This window comes from Neorhizobium huautlense (assembly GCF_030811685.1).
Classification (GTDB): Bacteria; Pseudomonadota; Alphaproteobacteria; order Rhizobiales; family Rhizobiaceae; genus Neorhizobium; species Neorhizobium huautlense_A.
In genome coordinates this window covers 1-15140 of the sequence record NZ_JAUSRF010000014.1, presented here as the reverse complement: position 1 = coordinate 15140, position 15140 = coordinate 1, and the positions used below count along the sequence as shown (strand labels likewise).

15 protein-coding genes, 1 tRNA gene and 1 pseudogene are annotated in these 15140 nt (G+C 59.3%); 10 read left to right on the top strand and 7 right to left on the bottom strand.

The window, feature by feature from the left end; translation table 11 throughout:
- Positions 1 to 32 precede the first annotated feature (32 nt).
- The 3 genes from J2T09_RS19610 to obgE are packed head-to-tail and all read right to left on the bottom strand — an operon-like array spanning position 33 to position 3542.
- Positions 33 to 1316, bottom strand: a complete 1284-nt coding sequence (locus J2T09_RS19610) for a glutamate-5-semialdehyde dehydrogenase (RefSeq protein ID WP_306837674.1) — start codon at positions 1314 to 1316, stop codon at positions 33 to 35.
- Positions 1306 to 2481: a glutamate 5-kinase gene (gene proB, locus J2T09_RS19605; RefSeq protein WP_306837673.1), complete on the bottom strand. Its 1176-nt coding sequence runs from the start codon at positions 2479 to 2481 to the stop codon at positions 1306 to 1308. The genes J2T09_RS19610 and proB overlap by 11 nt, the downstream gene beginning before the upstream one ends.
- Entirely contained in the window at positions 2478 to 3542 is a 1065-nt protein-coding gene (obgE, locus tag J2T09_RS19600) for a GTPase ObgE (protein ID WP_306837672.1), read from the bottom strand. Before obgE ends, proB begins: the two co-directional genes overlap by 4 nt.
- Positions 3543 to 3617: 75 nt before the next feature.
- On the opposite strand from obgE, the gene J2T09_RS19595 reads away from it, so the two are divergent.
- Positions 3618 to 4478 (top strand): endonuclease/exonuclease/phosphatase family protein, encoded by an 861-nt coding sequence (locus J2T09_RS19595; protein ID WP_306837671.1) that lies wholly within the window; start codon positions 3618 to 3620, stop codon positions 4476 to 4478.
- Positions 4479 to 4509: 31 nt separating this feature from the next.
- Here J2T09_RS19595 and J2T09_RS19590 read toward each other — a convergent pair whose 3' ends face one another.
- From J2T09_RS19590 to rplU, 4 genes are all read right to left on the bottom strand, one after another.
- Complete coding sequence (locus J2T09_RS19590; protein ID WP_306837670.1) at positions 4510 to 5094, bottom strand: GNAT family N-acetyltransferase; 585 nt, start codon at positions 5092 to 5094, stop codon at positions 4510 to 4512.
- Entirely contained in the window at positions 5091 to 5723 is a 633-nt protein-coding gene (locus J2T09_RS19585) for a GNAT family N-acetyltransferase (protein WP_306837669.1), read from the bottom strand. Before J2T09_RS19585 ends, J2T09_RS19590 begins: the two co-directional genes overlap by 4 nt.
- Positions 5724 to 5850: 127 nt before the next feature.
- A complete protein-coding gene (gene rpmA / locus J2T09_RS19580) occupies positions 5851 to 6120 on the bottom strand; it encodes a 50S ribosomal protein L27 (protein ID WP_132278681.1) in 270 nt (89 codons plus the stop codon).
- Between the two features lie 31 nt (positions 6121 to 6151).
- Positions 6152 to 6463 carry a 50S ribosomal protein L21 gene (gene rplU / locus J2T09_RS19575; protein WP_306837668.1) on the bottom strand — a complete coding sequence of 104 codons (312 nt, stop codon included), beginning with the start codon at positions 6461 to 6463 and terminating at the stop codon, positions 6152 to 6154.
- 311 nt (positions 6464 to 6774) lie between these two features.
- On the opposite strand from rplU, the gene J2T09_RS19570 reads away from it, so the two are divergent.
- The 9 genes and pseudogenes from J2T09_RS19570 to cas2 all read left to right on the top strand — a co-directional run.
- A tRNA-Ser gene (locus J2T09_RS19570) sits at positions 6775 to 6864 on the top strand.
- A gap of 241 nt (positions 6865 to 7105) precedes the next feature.
- A complete protein-coding gene (cas3, locus tag J2T09_RS19565) occupies positions 7106 to 9391 on the top strand; it encodes a CRISPR-associated helicase Cas3' (protein WP_306837667.1) in 2286 nt (761 codons plus the stop codon).
- 333 nt (positions 9392 to 9724) lie between these two features.
- Positions 9725 to 10417 carry a type I-C CRISPR-associated protein Cas5c gene (cas5c, locus tag J2T09_RS19560; protein WP_306837666.1) on the top strand — a complete coding sequence of 231 codons (693 nt, stop codon included), beginning with the start codon at positions 9725 to 9727 and terminating at the stop codon, positions 10415 to 10417.
- Positions 10414 to 12186 (top strand): type I-C CRISPR-associated protein Cas8c/Csd1, encoded by a 1773-nt coding sequence (gene cas8c / locus J2T09_RS19555; protein ID WP_306837665.1) that lies wholly within the window; start codon positions 10414 to 10416, stop codon positions 12184 to 12186. Before cas5c ends, cas8c begins: the two co-directional genes overlap by 4 nt.
- Complete coding sequence (gene cas7c / locus J2T09_RS19550; protein ID WP_306837664.1) at positions 12183 to 13145, top strand: type I-C CRISPR-associated protein Cas7/Csd2; 963 nt, start codon at positions 12183 to 12185, stop codon at positions 13143 to 13145. The genes cas8c and cas7c overlap by 4 nt, the downstream gene beginning before the upstream one ends.
- A gap of 3 nt (positions 13146 to 13148) precedes the next feature.
- Positions 13149 to 13841, top strand: a complete 693-nt coding sequence (gene cas4, locus J2T09_RS19545) for a CRISPR-associated protein Cas4 (protein ID WP_306837663.1) — start codon at positions 13149 to 13151, stop codon at positions 13839 to 13841.
- Complete coding sequence (locus tag J2T09_RS19540; RefSeq protein ID WP_306837662.1) at positions 13838 to 14050, top strand: CRISPR-associated endonuclease Cas1; 213 nt, start codon at positions 13838 to 13840, stop codon at positions 14048 to 14050. The genes cas4 and J2T09_RS19540 overlap by 4 nt, the downstream gene beginning before the upstream one ends.
- Positions 14007 to 14873, top strand: coding sequence for a type I-C CRISPR-associated endonuclease Cas1c (gene cas1c, locus J2T09_RS19535; RefSeq protein WP_306837762.1), 867 nt, complete (start codon positions 14007 to 14009; stop codon positions 14871 to 14873). Before J2T09_RS19540 ends, cas1c begins: the two co-directional genes overlap by 44 nt.
- Positions 14874 to 14884: 11 nt before the next feature.
- Positions 14885 to 15052 (top strand): annotated as a pseudogene (gene cas2, locus J2T09_RS19530) (CRISPR-associated endonuclease Cas2); the annotation flags it as partial.
- Positions 15053 to 15140 lie beyond the last annotated feature (88 nt).

The following is a 15140-nucleotide window of genomic DNA, read 5'->3' as shown; positions in this document are numbered from 1 at the left end:
CGGCGATCGACTGTCTCCCCCTCCACCAGCGATCAGGGCCTTGTCTGGCCGGTGCCGTGCACGCGGTATTTGAAGGACGTCAGCTGCTCGACACCAACCGGACCACGGGCGTGCATCTTGCCGGTGGAAATGCCGATCTCGCCGCCCATGCCGAATTCGCCGCCATCGGCAAACTGGGTTGAGGCGTTATGCAGCAGGATCGCCGAGTCGATTTCGTTGAAGAACCGCGCGACCACGGCCGGATTTTCGGCAATCACGGCTTCCGTATGGTGCGAGGAATAGGTGCCGATATGGTCAATGGCGCCGGAAATGCCGTCCACCAGCTTTACCGAAATGACGGCATCGAGATATTCGGTGCTCCAGTCCTCTTCGGTGGCTGGAACAAGACCGGGAATTTGGGTGAGCACATTGGCGGAACCGCGCACTTCACATCCGGCAGCTTGCAGATCATTCACCAGCGTTGCCAGTACAGCCCCGGCGGCGGCCTTGTCCACCAGCAATGTTTCAGCAGCACCGCAGACACCTGTGCGTCGCATTTTTGCATTCACGACGATCTTTTTGGCCATGTCCAGATCGGCAGATGCGTCCACATAGATATGGCAAAGGCCTTCGAGATGGGCAAACACCGGCACCCGCGCCTCGTTCTGCACCCGTGCGACAAGGCTTTTGCCGCCACGCGGCACGATCACGTCGATGGCGCCATCAAGGCCGGAAAGCATGGCGCCGACGGCGGCGCGATCTGTGGTCGGCACAAGCTGGATCGCATGCTCTGGAAGTCCGGCTGACTTCAGCCCTTTGACCAGGCAGGCATGGATCGCCTGCGATGAAAATGCGGAATCAGAACCGCCGCGCAGGAGCACGGCGTTGCCGGCCTTGAGGCACAATGCGCCGGCATCTGCCGTCACGTTCGGGCGGCTTTCATAGATGACGCCGATGACGCCAAGCGGCGTGCGAACGCGCTCGATCTGCAGGCCGTTGGGGCGATCCCAGGCGGTGATCACTTCGCCGACCGGATCCTTGAACTCGGCGATCTCGCGCAGGCCCTGCGCCATGCCGTCGATGCTCTTTTCGGTCAGCGTCAGGCGGTCGATGAAGGAGGGCAGCAGCCCCTTGCCTTCGATGCTTTTCAAGTCGGCCGCATTGGCGGCCAGCAATTCGTCCTTCGCGGCCAGAATGGTATCGGCCATGGCATGGAGGGCGGCGTTCTTGGCCTCGGTCGAGGCGGTGGCAAGTGCGCGCGCAGCACTTTTGGCATTGCGGCCAAGGGCGTCCATCATGGCAGCGATATCTGCCGCTCCCGAAACCTTATCCAGCATGAACGTCCTCCCGCACTTTCGCATCCTCGGTGGCAAGGAAATGGCCGGTCACGACGAGATCGTCGCGATGCACCATGGCGGCGCGGCCTGCATAGCCGAGAATGCTTTCAATCTCGCCCGACTTGCGACCGGCAATCTGCCGCGCCTCGTCGGCATCATAACTTGCAAGGCCACGGGCAATCTCGCGGCCATCGGCACCGACGATCGCCACCGTATCACCCCGGCTGAACTGGCCGCTGATCTTGCGAACACCGGCCGGCAGCAGGCTTTTTCCGCCGCGCAGTGCGTTTTCCGCACCGGCATCCACATGCAGCTCGCCGCTGGCCTGCAGATGGCCGGCGATCCATGTCTTGCGGGCATTGACCGGCGTCTTTGCCGGAGCGAACCACGACGAGCGTGCACCATCCTCGATGGCACGCAGCGGATGGTCCGGCTTGCCCGATGCGATGATCATGGCACAGCCGGCCGTTGTCGCGATCTTGCCGGCATCGATCTTGGTGCGCATGCCGCCACGCGAAAGCTCGGACGCCGCACCTCCGGCCATGGCTTCGATTTCCGGCGTGATTTCAGCAATTTCACTCAGGAATTGTGCCTGCGGATCGACATGCGGCGGCGCCGTATAAAGCCCGTCGATATCGGAGAGTAGCACCAGAAGGTCGGCGCCGGCCATGGTGGCGACGCGGGCGGCCAGCCGGTCATTGTCGCCGTAGCGAATTTCGGATGTGGCGACCGTGTCATTTTCGTTGATGATCGGCACGGCGCCCATTTTCATCAGCTGTTTCAATGTCGCGCGGGCATTGAGATAACGGCGGCGTTCTTCCGTGTCGCCAAGGGTCAGAAGAATCTGGCCCGCAACGATATTGTCGCGCGACAGGCTTTCTGACCATGCGCGCGCCAGGGCGATCTGGCCAACGGCCGCGGCCGCCTGGCTTTCTTCAAGCTTCAGCGCGCCGGCGGGCAGGCCCAGAACCGTGCGGCCCAGCGCGATCGCGCCGGAAGACACGACAAGCACTTCAGTGCCGCCCGCCCTCAAGGCCGCAATATCGGCGCAAACCGCATCGAGCCAACGCGATTTCAATCCCGTGCCGCGATCGACAAGAAGGGCCGAGCCGATCTTGATGACGATGCGTCTATGGCTGCTCAGCGATTTGCGGCCGACACTCATTCGTCGTCGTCCTCGTCGCTGTCTTCCTTGACCGGAGTAGAGCGATCCGGAAGCGCCGTCTCGCCGGTGCCACTCGCCTCGACGATGACATCGCGCAGCGCGCGCAGGACATCGGTCATGCCCTTGCCGGTGATGGCCGAAATCAGGAACGGTTTCTGGCCGGATGCCTTTTCAAGCTCCTTGGCCTTCTTCTTCAGTTCCGTCTCATCAAGGATGTCGATCTGCGACAGGGCCACGATGACGGGCTTGTCGATCAGGCCGCCGCCATAAGCTTCCAGCTCGGTCTTCACGGTCTTGTAGGACTTGCCGACATTTTCCTCCATCGAGGAAACGAGATGCAGGAGGACCCGGGTGCGCTCGACATGGCCGAGGAAGCGGTCACCGATGCCCACACCTTCATGCGCGCCTTCGATCAGGCCCGGAATGTCGGCCAGCACGAATTCGCGGCCATCGATGGTGGCAACGCCGAGGTTCGGATGCAGGGTCGTGAACGGATAGTTGGCGATTTTTGGCCGTGCACGGGTAACGGATGCCAGGAAGGTTGATTTACCGGCATTCGGCAGGCCGACCAGACCCGCATCGGCGATCAGCTTCAGCCGCAGCCATACGGTCTTTTCTTCGCCTTCGAGGCCCGGATTGGCCCAGTTGGGCGCCTGGTTGGTCGCGGTCTTGAAGTGCGAGTTTCCAAAACCGCCATTGCCGCCCTTGGCCAGACGAAAGCGCTGGCCTTCCTTGGTCAGGTCGGTGATCAGGGTTTCGTTGTCTTCTTCGAAGATCTGCGTGCCGACCGGCACTTTCAGCGTCACTTCGCCGCCATTGGCACCGGTGCGGTTGCGGCCCATGCCGTGAATGCCCGTCTGCGCCTTGAAATGCTGCTGGAAGCGGAAATCGATCAGCGTGTTGAGGCCATTGACGGCCTCGACCCACACATCGCCACCACGACCACCATCGCCGCCGTCCGGTCCGCCGAATTCGACGAATTTTTCCCGTCGGAACGAGACAGCGCCGGCGCCGCCGTCGCCTGAGCGAATGTATACTTTTGCCTCGTCGAGAAATTTCATCTTTTTGCCGTCACTTGTCTGATAGTCGGTTTGCGGTTTGGATATCGCCCATAGGGGCTGAGGTCAAAGAATATCATGAAGTTCGTAAGCTATAACATCCAATACGGTTTCGGCCTTGATGGCCGTTTCGACCTGGAGCGCATCGCGACAAGCCTTGCCGGAGCCGATGTGATCGCCCTGCAGGAGGTCACGCGCAACTCGCCGGAAAACGATCACGTCGACATGGTCGCCGCCCTGCAGGACCTGTTTCCTGAATTTTTTGCCGCTTATGGTGCCGGTTGCGACGCTTTGCTGGACAGCAGGATCGAAAACGGACGGGCCAGGGAACGGCGTTTCCAGTTCGGCAACATGATCCTGTCGCGCTGGCCGATCCTTGCCATCCGCAACCTGCTTCTGCCGCGCAGCCACAGTGTCGAGCATATCAACCTGCAGCGCAGCGCGCTTGAAGTGGTGGTCGACGCGCCGGGCGGCGCCATACGCACCTATTCCGTTCATCTCGATCATGTCTCTCCGGACGAGCGGCTGGCGCAGATTGCTTTTCTGAAGGACCGTGTCCTGAATTTTGTGGGTGAAGGTGGTGCGTTGACGGGTCTTGTCGCCAACGGCGTTCCGGTTTTGCCGCTGCCGCAGGACTTTGTGGTCATGGGCGATTTCAACATGGAGCCCGAAACGCCGGAATATATCGCCATGGTCGGACATGACGATCATTTTTACGGACGCGCCCTTCGTGCCAACCAGCCGGTTGACGTGCTGGCGCGTTTCGGTCGCCTGACGCCCGATTGCTACAGCTGGATCGAACCGCCGGAAGGACCGCAGAAGGCGCATCTCGATTACTGTTTTGTCAATCACCAACTGTTTCCCCGTGTTCGGGATGTGTTTGTCGATATGGACGCCAAGGGATCAGATCATTTTCCCGTCTGGCTCGACGTCAATTGAAATGTCCGGGGCGGCTTCCCGCCCCGGCATGTTATTTTCTGGTGGTCTCGACAAAATCCCGGGCTGTGATGACCGTATCGATGTGCATGACCATGGCATTGCGCGCGACCGAAAACATGTCACGGCAGCCGGTAATGGCAAAACCAAGCTTCTGCTGGACCCGCAGCGATCCCGGGTTGTCGGAAAACATGCCGGAATGTATCGGCGCTTCCGGCATACGTTCGAAAAACGCCTTCAAGGCGGTTCCAGCCGCTTCCGTCATCAAACCGCGGTTCCAAGCGCTTCGGTTCAGCCAATAACCGAGATGCCATTGCCCGTGTCGAAGCTCAATGCTGACGGCGCCGATATGACTTCCATCGGTATCGCAGATGGCAAAGTTCCAGTCTGGCAGCTTGCTGTTCGCCTGGCTTTTCAGCCAGTCCACGGCATCCTGCCGATGGAAAGGTGCGGGCACGCGGGCAAGCATGCGCGAGACCGAAAAATCGGCAAGCGAGGCCGCAATCGCGCCGGCATCTTCCAGTGTGTGAGGCCGTAACAGGAGGCGTGGCGTGCGGATGACCGGGCAGAGCCCCATGTCGACACGGACGGCTTGCTTTTCGCAGGGCGAGGCGATCATCGCATTTCCCCCCAGCTTCTCAGCGACATCCAGGTCTTGCGGTCGAGCCTGAACCATTCGACCGGCACCATGCCACCAAGCGCCAGCGAGCCGACCATGCCGGAGCCCTGAAACTGAAAGCCGCATTTCTGGATGACACGGCGCGAGGCGATATTGGTAACCCGGCAGCGCGCATCGATATGATCGATGTCGCGAGTGCGAAAAGCCATGTCGATCAGCGCATGAGCTGCTTCGGTGGCAATCCCCTGGTTCCAATAGGGTTCGCCCAGCCAATAGCCGATTTCCAGCGTGGCCGGGTCTTCCTGCGGTTCGAGAGCGCAGCAGCCCAGGAATTTTCCGTTATCGGCGTTGGTAATGGCATAGACGCATTTGCCAATCACGCCATCTTTCGTACGTCGCACAAAGTCTGCGGCGTCTTTGGCCGTATAGGGGTGCGGCATGCGGGCGACCATGGTCGCAATATTCGCATTGTTGGCGAGATGGGCAAGTGCGTCGATGTCTTCTTCGTGAGGCGCGCGCAAAACGAGCCTTGGCGACAATAAGACGGGGCAACTGCTTCTCAGCCGATCGGGCCTTGGCCGCTCTTCGGGCAACCGTGATTGGCTGCTCCTCAACAATTCGCCTTGCATGTTCAGTCTCCTTCGTGAGGGTAAAGAAAAAGGGGAGGTGGGTGGCGCCCCATCTCCCCTTTTCTTTGACTGAACCTTTAACGTTCAACCGGGTCGATGAGACGCCGGTTGCTAACGCTTGCCGGCTTTATTCTGCGGCTTCGGCTTTCGGCATCACGGACACGTATACGCGGCCGTTAGCCTTCGTACGGTAGTTCACGTTGCCGGCGGTGAGCGCAAAAATGGTGTGGTCCTTGCCGAGGCCGACATTGGCGCCCGGATGCCACTGCGTACCGCGCTGGCGCACGATAATGTTGCCTGCGATGACGACTTCGCCACCGAACTTCTTCACGCCAAGGCGCTTGGAGTTAGAATCGCGACCGTTACGCGATGAACCGCCAGCTTTTTTATGTGCCATGGGAGTTCTCCTTTAAACCTACGAAACCCGATTAAGCGACGATGTCGGTGATACGAACAACCGTGTGATGCTGGCGATGACCGCGAATACGCTTGGAATTCTGACGGCGACGCTTCTTGAAGGAAAGAACCTTCTTGCCACGGTTATGTTCAACGACTTCAGCCTTGACGATGGCGCCGGCTACGAAAGGCGCACCGAACTTGGCATCGGCGCCAACGCCGACGACCAGGATTTCGTTGAATTCTAAGACTGCACCAGCTTCGGCTTCCAGCTTTTCGATGGTGAGCACGTCGTTGGCGGCCACGCGGTACTGCTTACCGCCGGTCTTGATGACTGCGAACATTCTTTATCCTTTCATGTTCGTTCCGGCTCTATCCCAAGGGGATGGCCGTCTTTTTGTCAGTCGGGATGTCAGGCTTTTAAGGTTGCCCAAAAGGCCTGCCGGTGAAAATTTGCGGGAAAGCGTTTAGGGCAAAACCACACAAACAAAGAGGCGAGGAAAGCTTTCCACGCCTGATTGCGTGCGGGAATAAGCGAGAGTCAAAAAACTGTCAAGGTGACTATCTACAAAGAGTTTCTTTTGGCCTCTTGCCAGCCCGGATTTTCATCGCTATGAACCGCCTCGCGCTGACCAACGCGTCATCATGCTCAAGCGGAGAGGTGGCTGAGTGGTCGAAAGCACCGCACTCGAAATGCGGCATACGGGCAACCGTATCGTGGGTTCGAATCCCACCCTCTCCGCCATTGCATGATAATTTTTTAATAGTTTTCCTTGGAACTAAAGTCCGCCCGCCGAAAAACTTTAGCTGTTTTTGGGCCAATTGTCGCTTTTCGCCGTCGGAAATTTGCAGGCTTGGCTGCTAGGGCGCATTCCCTTGGATGCGGGCTGTCTTCGTGTTCGCACGGGCTTAAACTCGTTGATGATAAAAAAACTACCTTGAGTTGATTTGTTTTCTCTTGCATCATGACTGCGAGGGAGATTTCGATGTATTACGCGCATTCCGGCACAGTCGGCGGCACTCGCGACTGGCAGGTGCTTGAGGCGCATCTGAAGCAGGTAGCCGCCCTTGCTGCCGAGATGGCCGTGCCGCTCGGGCTTGAGAAGGCTGCATATCTGGCCGGGCTTTTCCATGATCTCGGCAAATATACCGCCGCCTTCCAGAAACGTCTGGCGGGGGCAAATATCTCCGTCGATCATTCGACAGCCGGGGCCTGGCAGATATTGCAGACGGCTGGCGCGGCCGATCGACATATGGCGGAACTGATCGCCTATGCGATTTTAGGCCATCATGCCGGTCTTCCCGATATGCGCGGCAGCGAGGCGTCGCTGACGGACCGCATCGCCGGATTTGACGGGACCTCGCTCGATCCGGTCTGGAATACCGAACTGGCAGCCGATCTTTGCGGTCTGGCGCCAAAATTCTCTTGGGACAAGGATCGTTTTGCCTTCCAGTTGGCGTTCTGCGGGCGGATGCTATTTTCGTGTCTCGTGGATGCCGATTTCAAGGATACCGAGAATTTTTACGCGGACCTTGAGCGGCGCGAGATTAACCGAAGCTGGCAGTCCCTGCAGGCGTTGTTGCCATCTTTCCTTGCCGGTTTCGAGAGTCATATGGCCGCCAAGGGCGAGCCCGTAGGCACACTGAACCATTTGCGTGCCAAAATTCTTTCGCATGTGCGTTCCAGGGCGGCAGATGCGCCCGGCCTGTTCACCCTGACCGTGCCGACGGGCGGCGGCAAGACGCTGGCCTCGCTGGCTTTCGCGCTGGATCATGCCGCTTTGCATGGACATCGCCGGATCATCTACGCCATTCCCTTCACATCCATCATCGACCAGACGGCGGCGATTTTCCGCAGCATTCTCGGCGAGGATAACGTCCTCGAACATCACTCGGCGATCGATGAGGAGAAGCTCGACGCCAAGGGAAATCGCGAGAGCCGCGACAAGCTGAAACTTGCCATGGAAGACTGGGCGGCCCCCGTCGTCGTGACAACCAATGTGCAGCTTTTCGAGAGCCTGTTTGCGGCCAGGACATCGCGTGCGCGAAAGCTGCACAATATCGCCGGTTCGATCATCATTCTCGATGAGGCCCAGACGATTCCAAAATCCCTGCTTTCTCCGTCGGTGCGGGCGTTGGACGAGTTGGCGCGTAATTACAAATGCACGATCGTGCTGTGCACGGCGACACAGCCGGCGCTGGACGAACGGAAGTTCGCCGATGGTGTGGCCGTCGCGCCAAAACACCCGGCCGGCTTGAAGCTTGAGGGTCGCGAGCTGGCGCCGAACCCGCCTGAACTGGCCCGCGAATTGAAACGGGTAACGATAAAGCGCGTGGAGGAGATGACCAATGCCGATCTCGTCGCCGCTCTCGAGGTCGAACAGCAGGGCCTCGTGATCGTCAACAGTCGCCGCCATGCCCTGGACCTGTTTCGGGAGGCAGAGGCGGCGGGCCTCGAAGGGATGGTGCATCTGACGACGCGCCAATATGCGGTTCATCGGCGGGAAATCCTCGCGGATGTGCGCGATCGTCTCAGGCATGGAGAGCCCTGTCGGGTGATTGCCACCAGCCTGATCGAAGCCGGGGTCGATGTGGATTTCCCAAAAGTCTGGCGGGCCGAGGCGGGGCTCGATTCCATTGCGCAGGCTGCGGGGCGGTGCAATCGCGAAGGCAGAAGACCGATTGTGGACAGCATTGTGACGGTGTTCGTAGCCCCGGATTATCCGCCGCCCTCGGAGATCAGGGGGCTGATTGGCGACATGGGGCGGATGGTAGAGAAACATGCGGAAGACCTGCTCGCGCCCCAGGCCATCGAAGACTATTTTGGCGAGGTTTATTGGCGTGCAGGTAAAAAGGGGCTGGACAGCAAGGACATCGTCGATCGCTTTCGGATAGACCTCAATGGGCTGAAACCCGGCAAGACAGGCAGTGACTTTGCCTATCGCAGCGTGGCGGCGGATTTCCGCATGATCGACAGCAACATGGTGCCGGTCATCGTCGCGCGGGATGCTGCGGCGCGCGCCGCTGTGGATAAGCTCTCCATAAGGGAAATTCCATCTGGGCGATTGGCTCGCGAATTGCAATTATACGTTGTGCAGATGCCGGAGGCCGCGCGCGGCCTGATGATCGCGAACGGGCATGTGAAATTCATGGACCCGGAGGTTCGGGCCGATCAGTTTGCGGTGTTGCAGACCGACAGTCTGTATCGGGAGGATGTGGGGATGTCGTGGGAGGATGCGGATTATCTGGCTCTGGATATTCAGGTGATCTGAATTTCTGCAGCAAATTGGATGGGCCAATGTATGTCATTTATAAAATTACTTGGCCAAACCGCAAAATATATGTCGGCAGTGATTTGACGGATTCCATTACGTATCTCGGAAGTCCGCACAAACCTTCGATCGTAGCGGATTTTCCATCGCGTGAAGCGAGACGCGTGATGACAATAACCCGCGAGATATTGTGGGAATCCGACACCGCCAGCAGAGGCGAGGTACTACGGCTTGAGCGCGAGTTCATAGTTTCATTGGCTGCCAATGACCCGGCGATTGGCTGCAACCGGTCGCCGAGGCGTAGACCCGTTACAATCGAATCGGGAGAGGCCATTGTCCTACGGAATTCGCCTGAAAATCTTTGGTAATTATGCCCTTTTTACGCGCCCGGAGATGAAGGTCGAACGGGTCAGCTACGATGTTCCGACGCCGTCGGCCATTCGGGGCATACTCGAAGCCATCCACTGGAAACCGGCGATCCGCTGGGTGGTCGATGCCATCCATGTTCTGGAGCCGATCCGTTTTCAATCGATCCGCCGCAACGAGGTCGGCGGCAAGGCGCCAGCGGGCAAGATCAAGAGTGCCATGAAGCGCGGCGATCTTCAGGGTCTGCAATTACTGGTCGATGAGGACCGGCAGCAGCGCGCGTCCACCGTGCTGGTCAAGCCGGCCTATGTCATCGAGGCGCATTTCGAATTGACCGACAAGGCCGGTCCCGACGACAACGAGGGCAAACATCTCGATATCTTCAACCGGCGCGCCGAGCGGGGGCAGTGTTTTCATCAGCCCTGCCTCGGCACACGGGAATTCGCGGCTCATTTCGAGCTTCTGCCACCGGATGCACCGCTGCCCGAACCGCGTGAAAAACTCGCCAGCCTCGGTTTCGGTGCGCCGCGCGATCTCGGCTTCATGCTGTGGGATATCGATCATCAGGCAAGCGGCAAGCCATCGATGTTTTTCCGCGCCGTGCTCGAAAACGGTATCGTGCGTGTGCCTGCTCCCAATTCGCCGGAGATCCGCCGATGAGCATTCTGGCCTCGCTGGCAAGGGCTTACGACCGTTTGCCCGATGCGCCGCCATATGGGTTTTCGACGGAAAAGATCGGTGTCGTGGTCTCGCTGAACATCGATGGCAGTGTTGCGAGCGTCTCTGATATCCGTGAGGTGAGCGGCAAGAAAAAGACCCCTCCGACGATGCTCGTGCCGCAGGCGGTAAAGCGAACCGCCGGCATCGCTCCGAATTTTCTCTGGGACAAGACGTCCTATGTGCTGGGCGTGACGGCGGGAGAAGGCAAGCGCACGGCGGATGAACATGCCGCGTTCGTCTCTCGCCACGAGGCCGATCTCGCCGCGACCGAGGACGTGGGGCTGAAAGCGTTGCTGTTGTTCCTTCGCAGCTGGACGGCGGATCAGTTCGTCCCGCCGTTTTGGCAGGAGGATATGAAGGACCAGAACGTCGTTTTTGCTCTCGAGAGTGACCGCTTGCGCCATATCCGCCTGCATGACCGACAAGCAACCAGAGAGCTCTGGGCTGGTCTCTTCGTGCAAGGCGGCAAGGAAGATCAGATCTGTCTGGTCACGGGCAAGGCTGGCCCTGTTGCACGACTGCATCCATCCATCAAAGGTGTCTGGGGCGCGCAGTCCTCGGGTGCGGCGTTGGTGTCCTTCAACCTCGATGCCTTCGAGTCCTACGGGCATGAACAGGGTGACAACGCACCCGTTTCCGAGGCGGCGGCCTTTGCTTACACGACGGCACTCAACCGTTTTCTCGAACGCGACAGCGGCCACCGCATCCAGATCGGCGATGCCTCGACGGTGTTTTGGGCGGATGCGTCCGAGGCCCATTCGGATGCGGCAGATGTGGCGGAACGGCTTTTCGGCATGATGCTGGATGGTCCGGCGACAAACCTCGATGAGAACATGCAGGCGGACAAGGTCGGCGATATTCTGACAAAAATCCGTGAGGGGCGGCGGGTCGCGAGTTTTGCGCCGGATCTGGCGGAAGGTGTGCGTTTTTACGTGCTCGGCCTTGCGCCCAATGCCGCCCGCCTGTCGATCCGTTTCCATTTCGAGGACGATTTTGGCGTGCTCGCAAAAAACTACCAGCAATTTATCGCCGACATGCGTGTCGAGCCGTCCCCGAGGGAGGGATATCCGCCGCTCTGGCGCTATCTGAATGAAACCGCGGTTCTGGGAAAACGTGAAAACGTGGCTCCCAATCTCGCAGGCGAATGGATGCGTGCGATCCTCGCCGGTACCCACTATCCGCTGACGCTGATGTCATCCGTTTTGACCCGCATTCGCGCGGATGGTGAGATCAACGCACTTCGCGTCGGCATCCTGAAGGCACTTCTTGTCCGCAATTTCAAACTGGAGGCTCCTGTGGCGCTGGACCCGGACTGCAAAAACAGAGGTTATCTGCTCGGGCGGCTGTTTGCCACTTATGAGCAAATCCAATCGGCGGCGCTTGGGCCCAAGCTCAACGCGACGATCAAGGACAAATTTTACGGTTCCGCATCATCCCAGCCCCGCAAGGTTTTTGCGACCCTGGATGCCGGTTCCGTCAATCACCTTTCCAAGGTTCGCAAGGCAAGCCCCGGTTGGGAAATCAATCTTCAGAGGCAGATCCGCGAGATTATGGACCTGATGACGCCATCGGATGATCCGTTACAGGATCCATATCCAGCTTCGCTCAATGCGCAGGAACAGGCCTATTTCGGTCTGGGTTATCATCACCAGCGCAGCGAAGCTTTCAAATCCAGAAAAACCGAGGTTTCGGGGGAGACCGCAGAATGACCACGCTCGCCAACCGTTATGATTTCGTCCTGATCTTCGATGTCACCAATGGCAATCCGAACGGCGATCCCGATGCCGGCAACCTGCCGCGTCTCGACCCGGAAACCAACAAGGGCCTCGTTTCCGATGTCAGCCTGAAGCGCAAGATCCGGAATTATGTGGAGCTTGCCCGCGAGAAACAGGATGGCTTTCATATCTACGTTCAGGAAGGCGCGATCCTCAACGAAAAACACCGTTTGGCCTACAAGGCACTGCGCCCCGACGACCCGAAGGCGAGCAAGGACGCGAAGCTCAATCCGAAGGACGATACAGAGGCCGTGCAACTGCGCGATTTCATGTGCCGCAACTTCTTCGATGTGCGCACATTCGGTGCCGTCATGTCTACCAGTATCAATGCCGGCCAGGTCAAGGGGCCGGTGCAGCTGACGTTTGCCAATTCGGTCGAGCCTATCATGCCGCTGGAAATCTCCATCACCCGCATGGCCGCCACCAACGAGGCGGAAAAGAAGCAGAAGGCGGAAGGCGATGACGGCAGCGAGCGCACCGACAATCGCACCATGGGGCGCAAGCATATCGTGCCTTACGGCCTCTATGTCGCACATGGCTTCATCTCGGCGAAATTCGCCGAGCGCACCGGTTTTTCGCAAGGCGATCTTGATCTTCTGTTCGAGGCTCTCTGCACCATGTTCGAACATGACCGTGCAGCCGCCCGTGGCGAGATGACCACCCGCAAGCTGATCGTGTTCAAACACGAGAATGCGCTCGGCAACGCGCCGGCCGGCCAGCTGTTCGATCGTGTGAAGATCGGCCGCAATATCGATGGCGAATTCCGCGAAATCGATGATCGCGGGCTGGGCAACCTGCCGCCGGCACGCAAATTTTCCGATTACCGGATCGATGTCGATGAGGCCGGGTTGGCGGAAAAAGGCATCGAGATCCTTTATCCCTGCGGGCTTTGAGCCATGCTTCCGGCGCGGGAAAATGCCGGAAAAGACGACCCGGGCGCGGAAAGGGGAGAACCCATTCCGCTGTCCGCCCTGCAGCACGCCGTCTATTGCCTGCGCCAGGCGGCACTGATCCATGTGGAGCGGGTCTGGGCCGACAACCGGTTTACGGCCGAAGGCAATGTGCTGCACGCCGTGGCCGACAAGGGTGGTGGGCGAATGGCGCGTGGCGTGCGGCGGGTCATGGCGCTTGCGATCGCCTCGCGCCAGTTGAACATTTCCGGCATTGCCGATGTTGTCGAGTTTCATCCGATGACGGATGCAAATGGCGAGACGCCCTTTCCGATCGAATACAAGCGCGGCAAACCAAAACCGCATCGCGCCGATGAAGTGCAGCTTTGTGCGCAGGCGCTCTGCCTGGAAGAAATGACGGGTAGCGCAGTGCCGGAAGGGGCACTGTTTTATGCCGAGACCAAACGCCGGCTTGTCGTGCCGTTCGATGAGGGACTGCGGCAGGTGACCCGGCAGGTCATCGGCGAAATGCAGGCGGTGTTCGACAGCCGCGAAACGCCGCGACCGACAGTAAGGCGCGAACGTTGCCGCGCCTGTTCGCTTCTGGAACTCTGTCGCCCCGGGATCGTGGCGCGTCCGGTGAAGGTCTGGCGTGGGCGGATGCTGGACAGGCTGCTGGCGGAGGAGGCATCCCCATGAAAAAACTGCTCAATACGCTTTATGTCACCACCGAAAACGCTTCGCTGCGCAAGGACGGCGAAAATCTCGTGGCCGAAGTGGAAGGGGTTGAGCGCGCCCGGGTACCCCTGCATATGCTGGCATCGGTCGCCGTTTTTCGGCGCAATCTTTGTGTCTCCGGCGCTGATGGCCGCCTGCGCGGCGGCCGGCATCTCCATCGTGCTTCTTGACCGGAACGGCCGTTTCCAGGCGCGGATAGAAGGTCCCGTGACGGGCAATGTGCTGCTGCGCCGGGCGCAATATCGTGCCTCCGACCTGCCGGAGGAAATCGTTCGCTCGATCGTGATCGGCAAGATCGCCAACCAGCGCTCGGTGCTGATGCGGTCCCTGCGCGATTATGGTCCGGATTTTTCGGACGCGGATAGGATGGCGATCACGACGGTGACGGAGCGGCTGGCGCGTATCGTGCGGCGCGTGGAGATTTCCGACGACACGCTCGATGCGCTGCGCGGATCGGAAGGGGAGGCCGCCAACCTCTATTTTTCCGTTTTCGATCATCTGATCCGCTCGCCGGATGCCGAAATGCGCTGGACAGGCCGTTCGCGCCGTCCGCCGCTTGATCCCGTCAACGCGCTCCTGTCGTTTCTCTATACGCTTCTGACGCATGACTGTCGCAGCGCCTGCGAAAGTGTGGGTCTCGATCCGGCGGTTGGTTTCCTGCATCGTGATCGCCCCGGTCGCCCCAGCCTGGCGCTTGACCTGATGGAAGAGATGCGCCCCATCATGGCCGTCCGGTTGGCGCTGTCGCTTATCAATCGCCGGCAGGTGCGGGCAAAGGATTTCGAGACCCGTGACGGCGGCGCCGTGATGATGTCGGACGATGCCCGCAAGCTGGTGTTGACGGCCTGGCAGGAGCGCAAGAAGGATGAGCGGCTTCATCCCTTCCTGGAGGAAAAGGCGCCGATGGGGCTGACGCCATATCTGCAGGCGCAGATGCTGGCGCGGCACCTGCGCGGCGATCTTGATGCATATCCGCCCTGGCTCTGGAAATAGGATTTTTGGTGATGCTGGTTCTGGTCACCTATGACGTCAATACGACTGAAGGCAACGGTGCCGCGCGTTTGCGCAATGTCGCGAAAGCGTGCCGTGATTATGGCCAGCGGGTACAATATTCCGTTTTCGAAATCGAAGTCGATCCGGCGCAATGGGTCAAGCTGAAGGCTCGGCTAAAGCGTGTCGCATCTATTCGGCCTCATATCCTGCTGCCTTGAAGAAGTTTCTGCACTCATCGACTGAGAAGAGGCTGATGATGTCACCGAG

Bases quoted from the DNA above. Each gene is read 5' to 3' on its own strand.
- J2T09_RS19610 (WP_306837674.1), bottom strand. From the start codon at position 1,316: ATGCTGGATAAGGTTTCGGGAGCGGCAGATATCGCTGCCATGATGGAC.
- proB (WP_306837673.1), bottom strand. From the start codon at position 2,481: ATGAGTGTCGGCCGCAAATCGCTGAGCAGCCATAGACGCATCGTCATC.
- obgE (WP_306837672.1), bottom strand. From the start codon at position 3,542: ATGAAATTTCTCGACGAGGCAAAAGTATACATTCGCTCAGGCGACGGC.
- J2T09_RS19595 (WP_306837671.1), top strand. From the start codon at position 3,618: ATGAAGTTCGTAAGCTATAACATCCAATACGGTTTCGGCCTTGATGGC.
- J2T09_RS19590 (WP_306837670.1), bottom strand. From the start codon at position 5,094: ATGATCGCCTCGCCCTGCGAAAAGCAAGCCGTCCGTGTCGACATGGGG.
- J2T09_RS19585 (WP_306837669.1), bottom strand. From the start codon at position 5,723: ATGCAAGGCGAATTGTTGAGGAGCAGCCAATCACGGTTGCCCGAAGAG.
- rpmA (WP_132278681.1), bottom strand. From the start codon at position 6,120: ATGGCACATAAAAAAGCTGGCGGTTCATCGCGTAACGGTCGCGATTCT.
- rplU (WP_306837668.1), bottom strand. From the start codon at position 6,463: ATGTTCGCAGTCATCAAGACCGGCGGTAAGCAGTACCGCGTGGCCGCC.
- cas3 (WP_306837667.1), top strand. From the start codon at position 7,106: ATGTATTACGCGCATTCCGGCACAGTCGGCGGCACTCGCGACTGGCAG.
- cas8c (WP_306837665.1), top strand. From the start codon at position 10,414: ATGAGCATTCTGGCCTCGCTGGCAAGGGCTTACGACCGTTTGCCCGAT.
- cas7c (WP_306837664.1), top strand. From the start codon at position 12,183: ATGACCACGCTCGCCAACCGTTATGATTTCGTCCTGATCTTCGATGTC.
- cas4 (WP_306837663.1), top strand. From the start codon at position 13,149: ATGCTTCCGGCGCGGGAAAATGCCGGAAAAGACGACCCGGGCGCGGAA.
- J2T09_RS19540 (WP_306837662.1), top strand. From the start codon at position 13,838: ATGAAAAAACTGCTCAATACGCTTTATGTCACCACCGAAAACGCTTCG.
- cas1c (WP_306837762.1), top strand. From the start codon at position 14,007: ATGGCCGCCTGCGCGGCGGCCGGCATCTCCATCGTGCTTCTTGACCGG.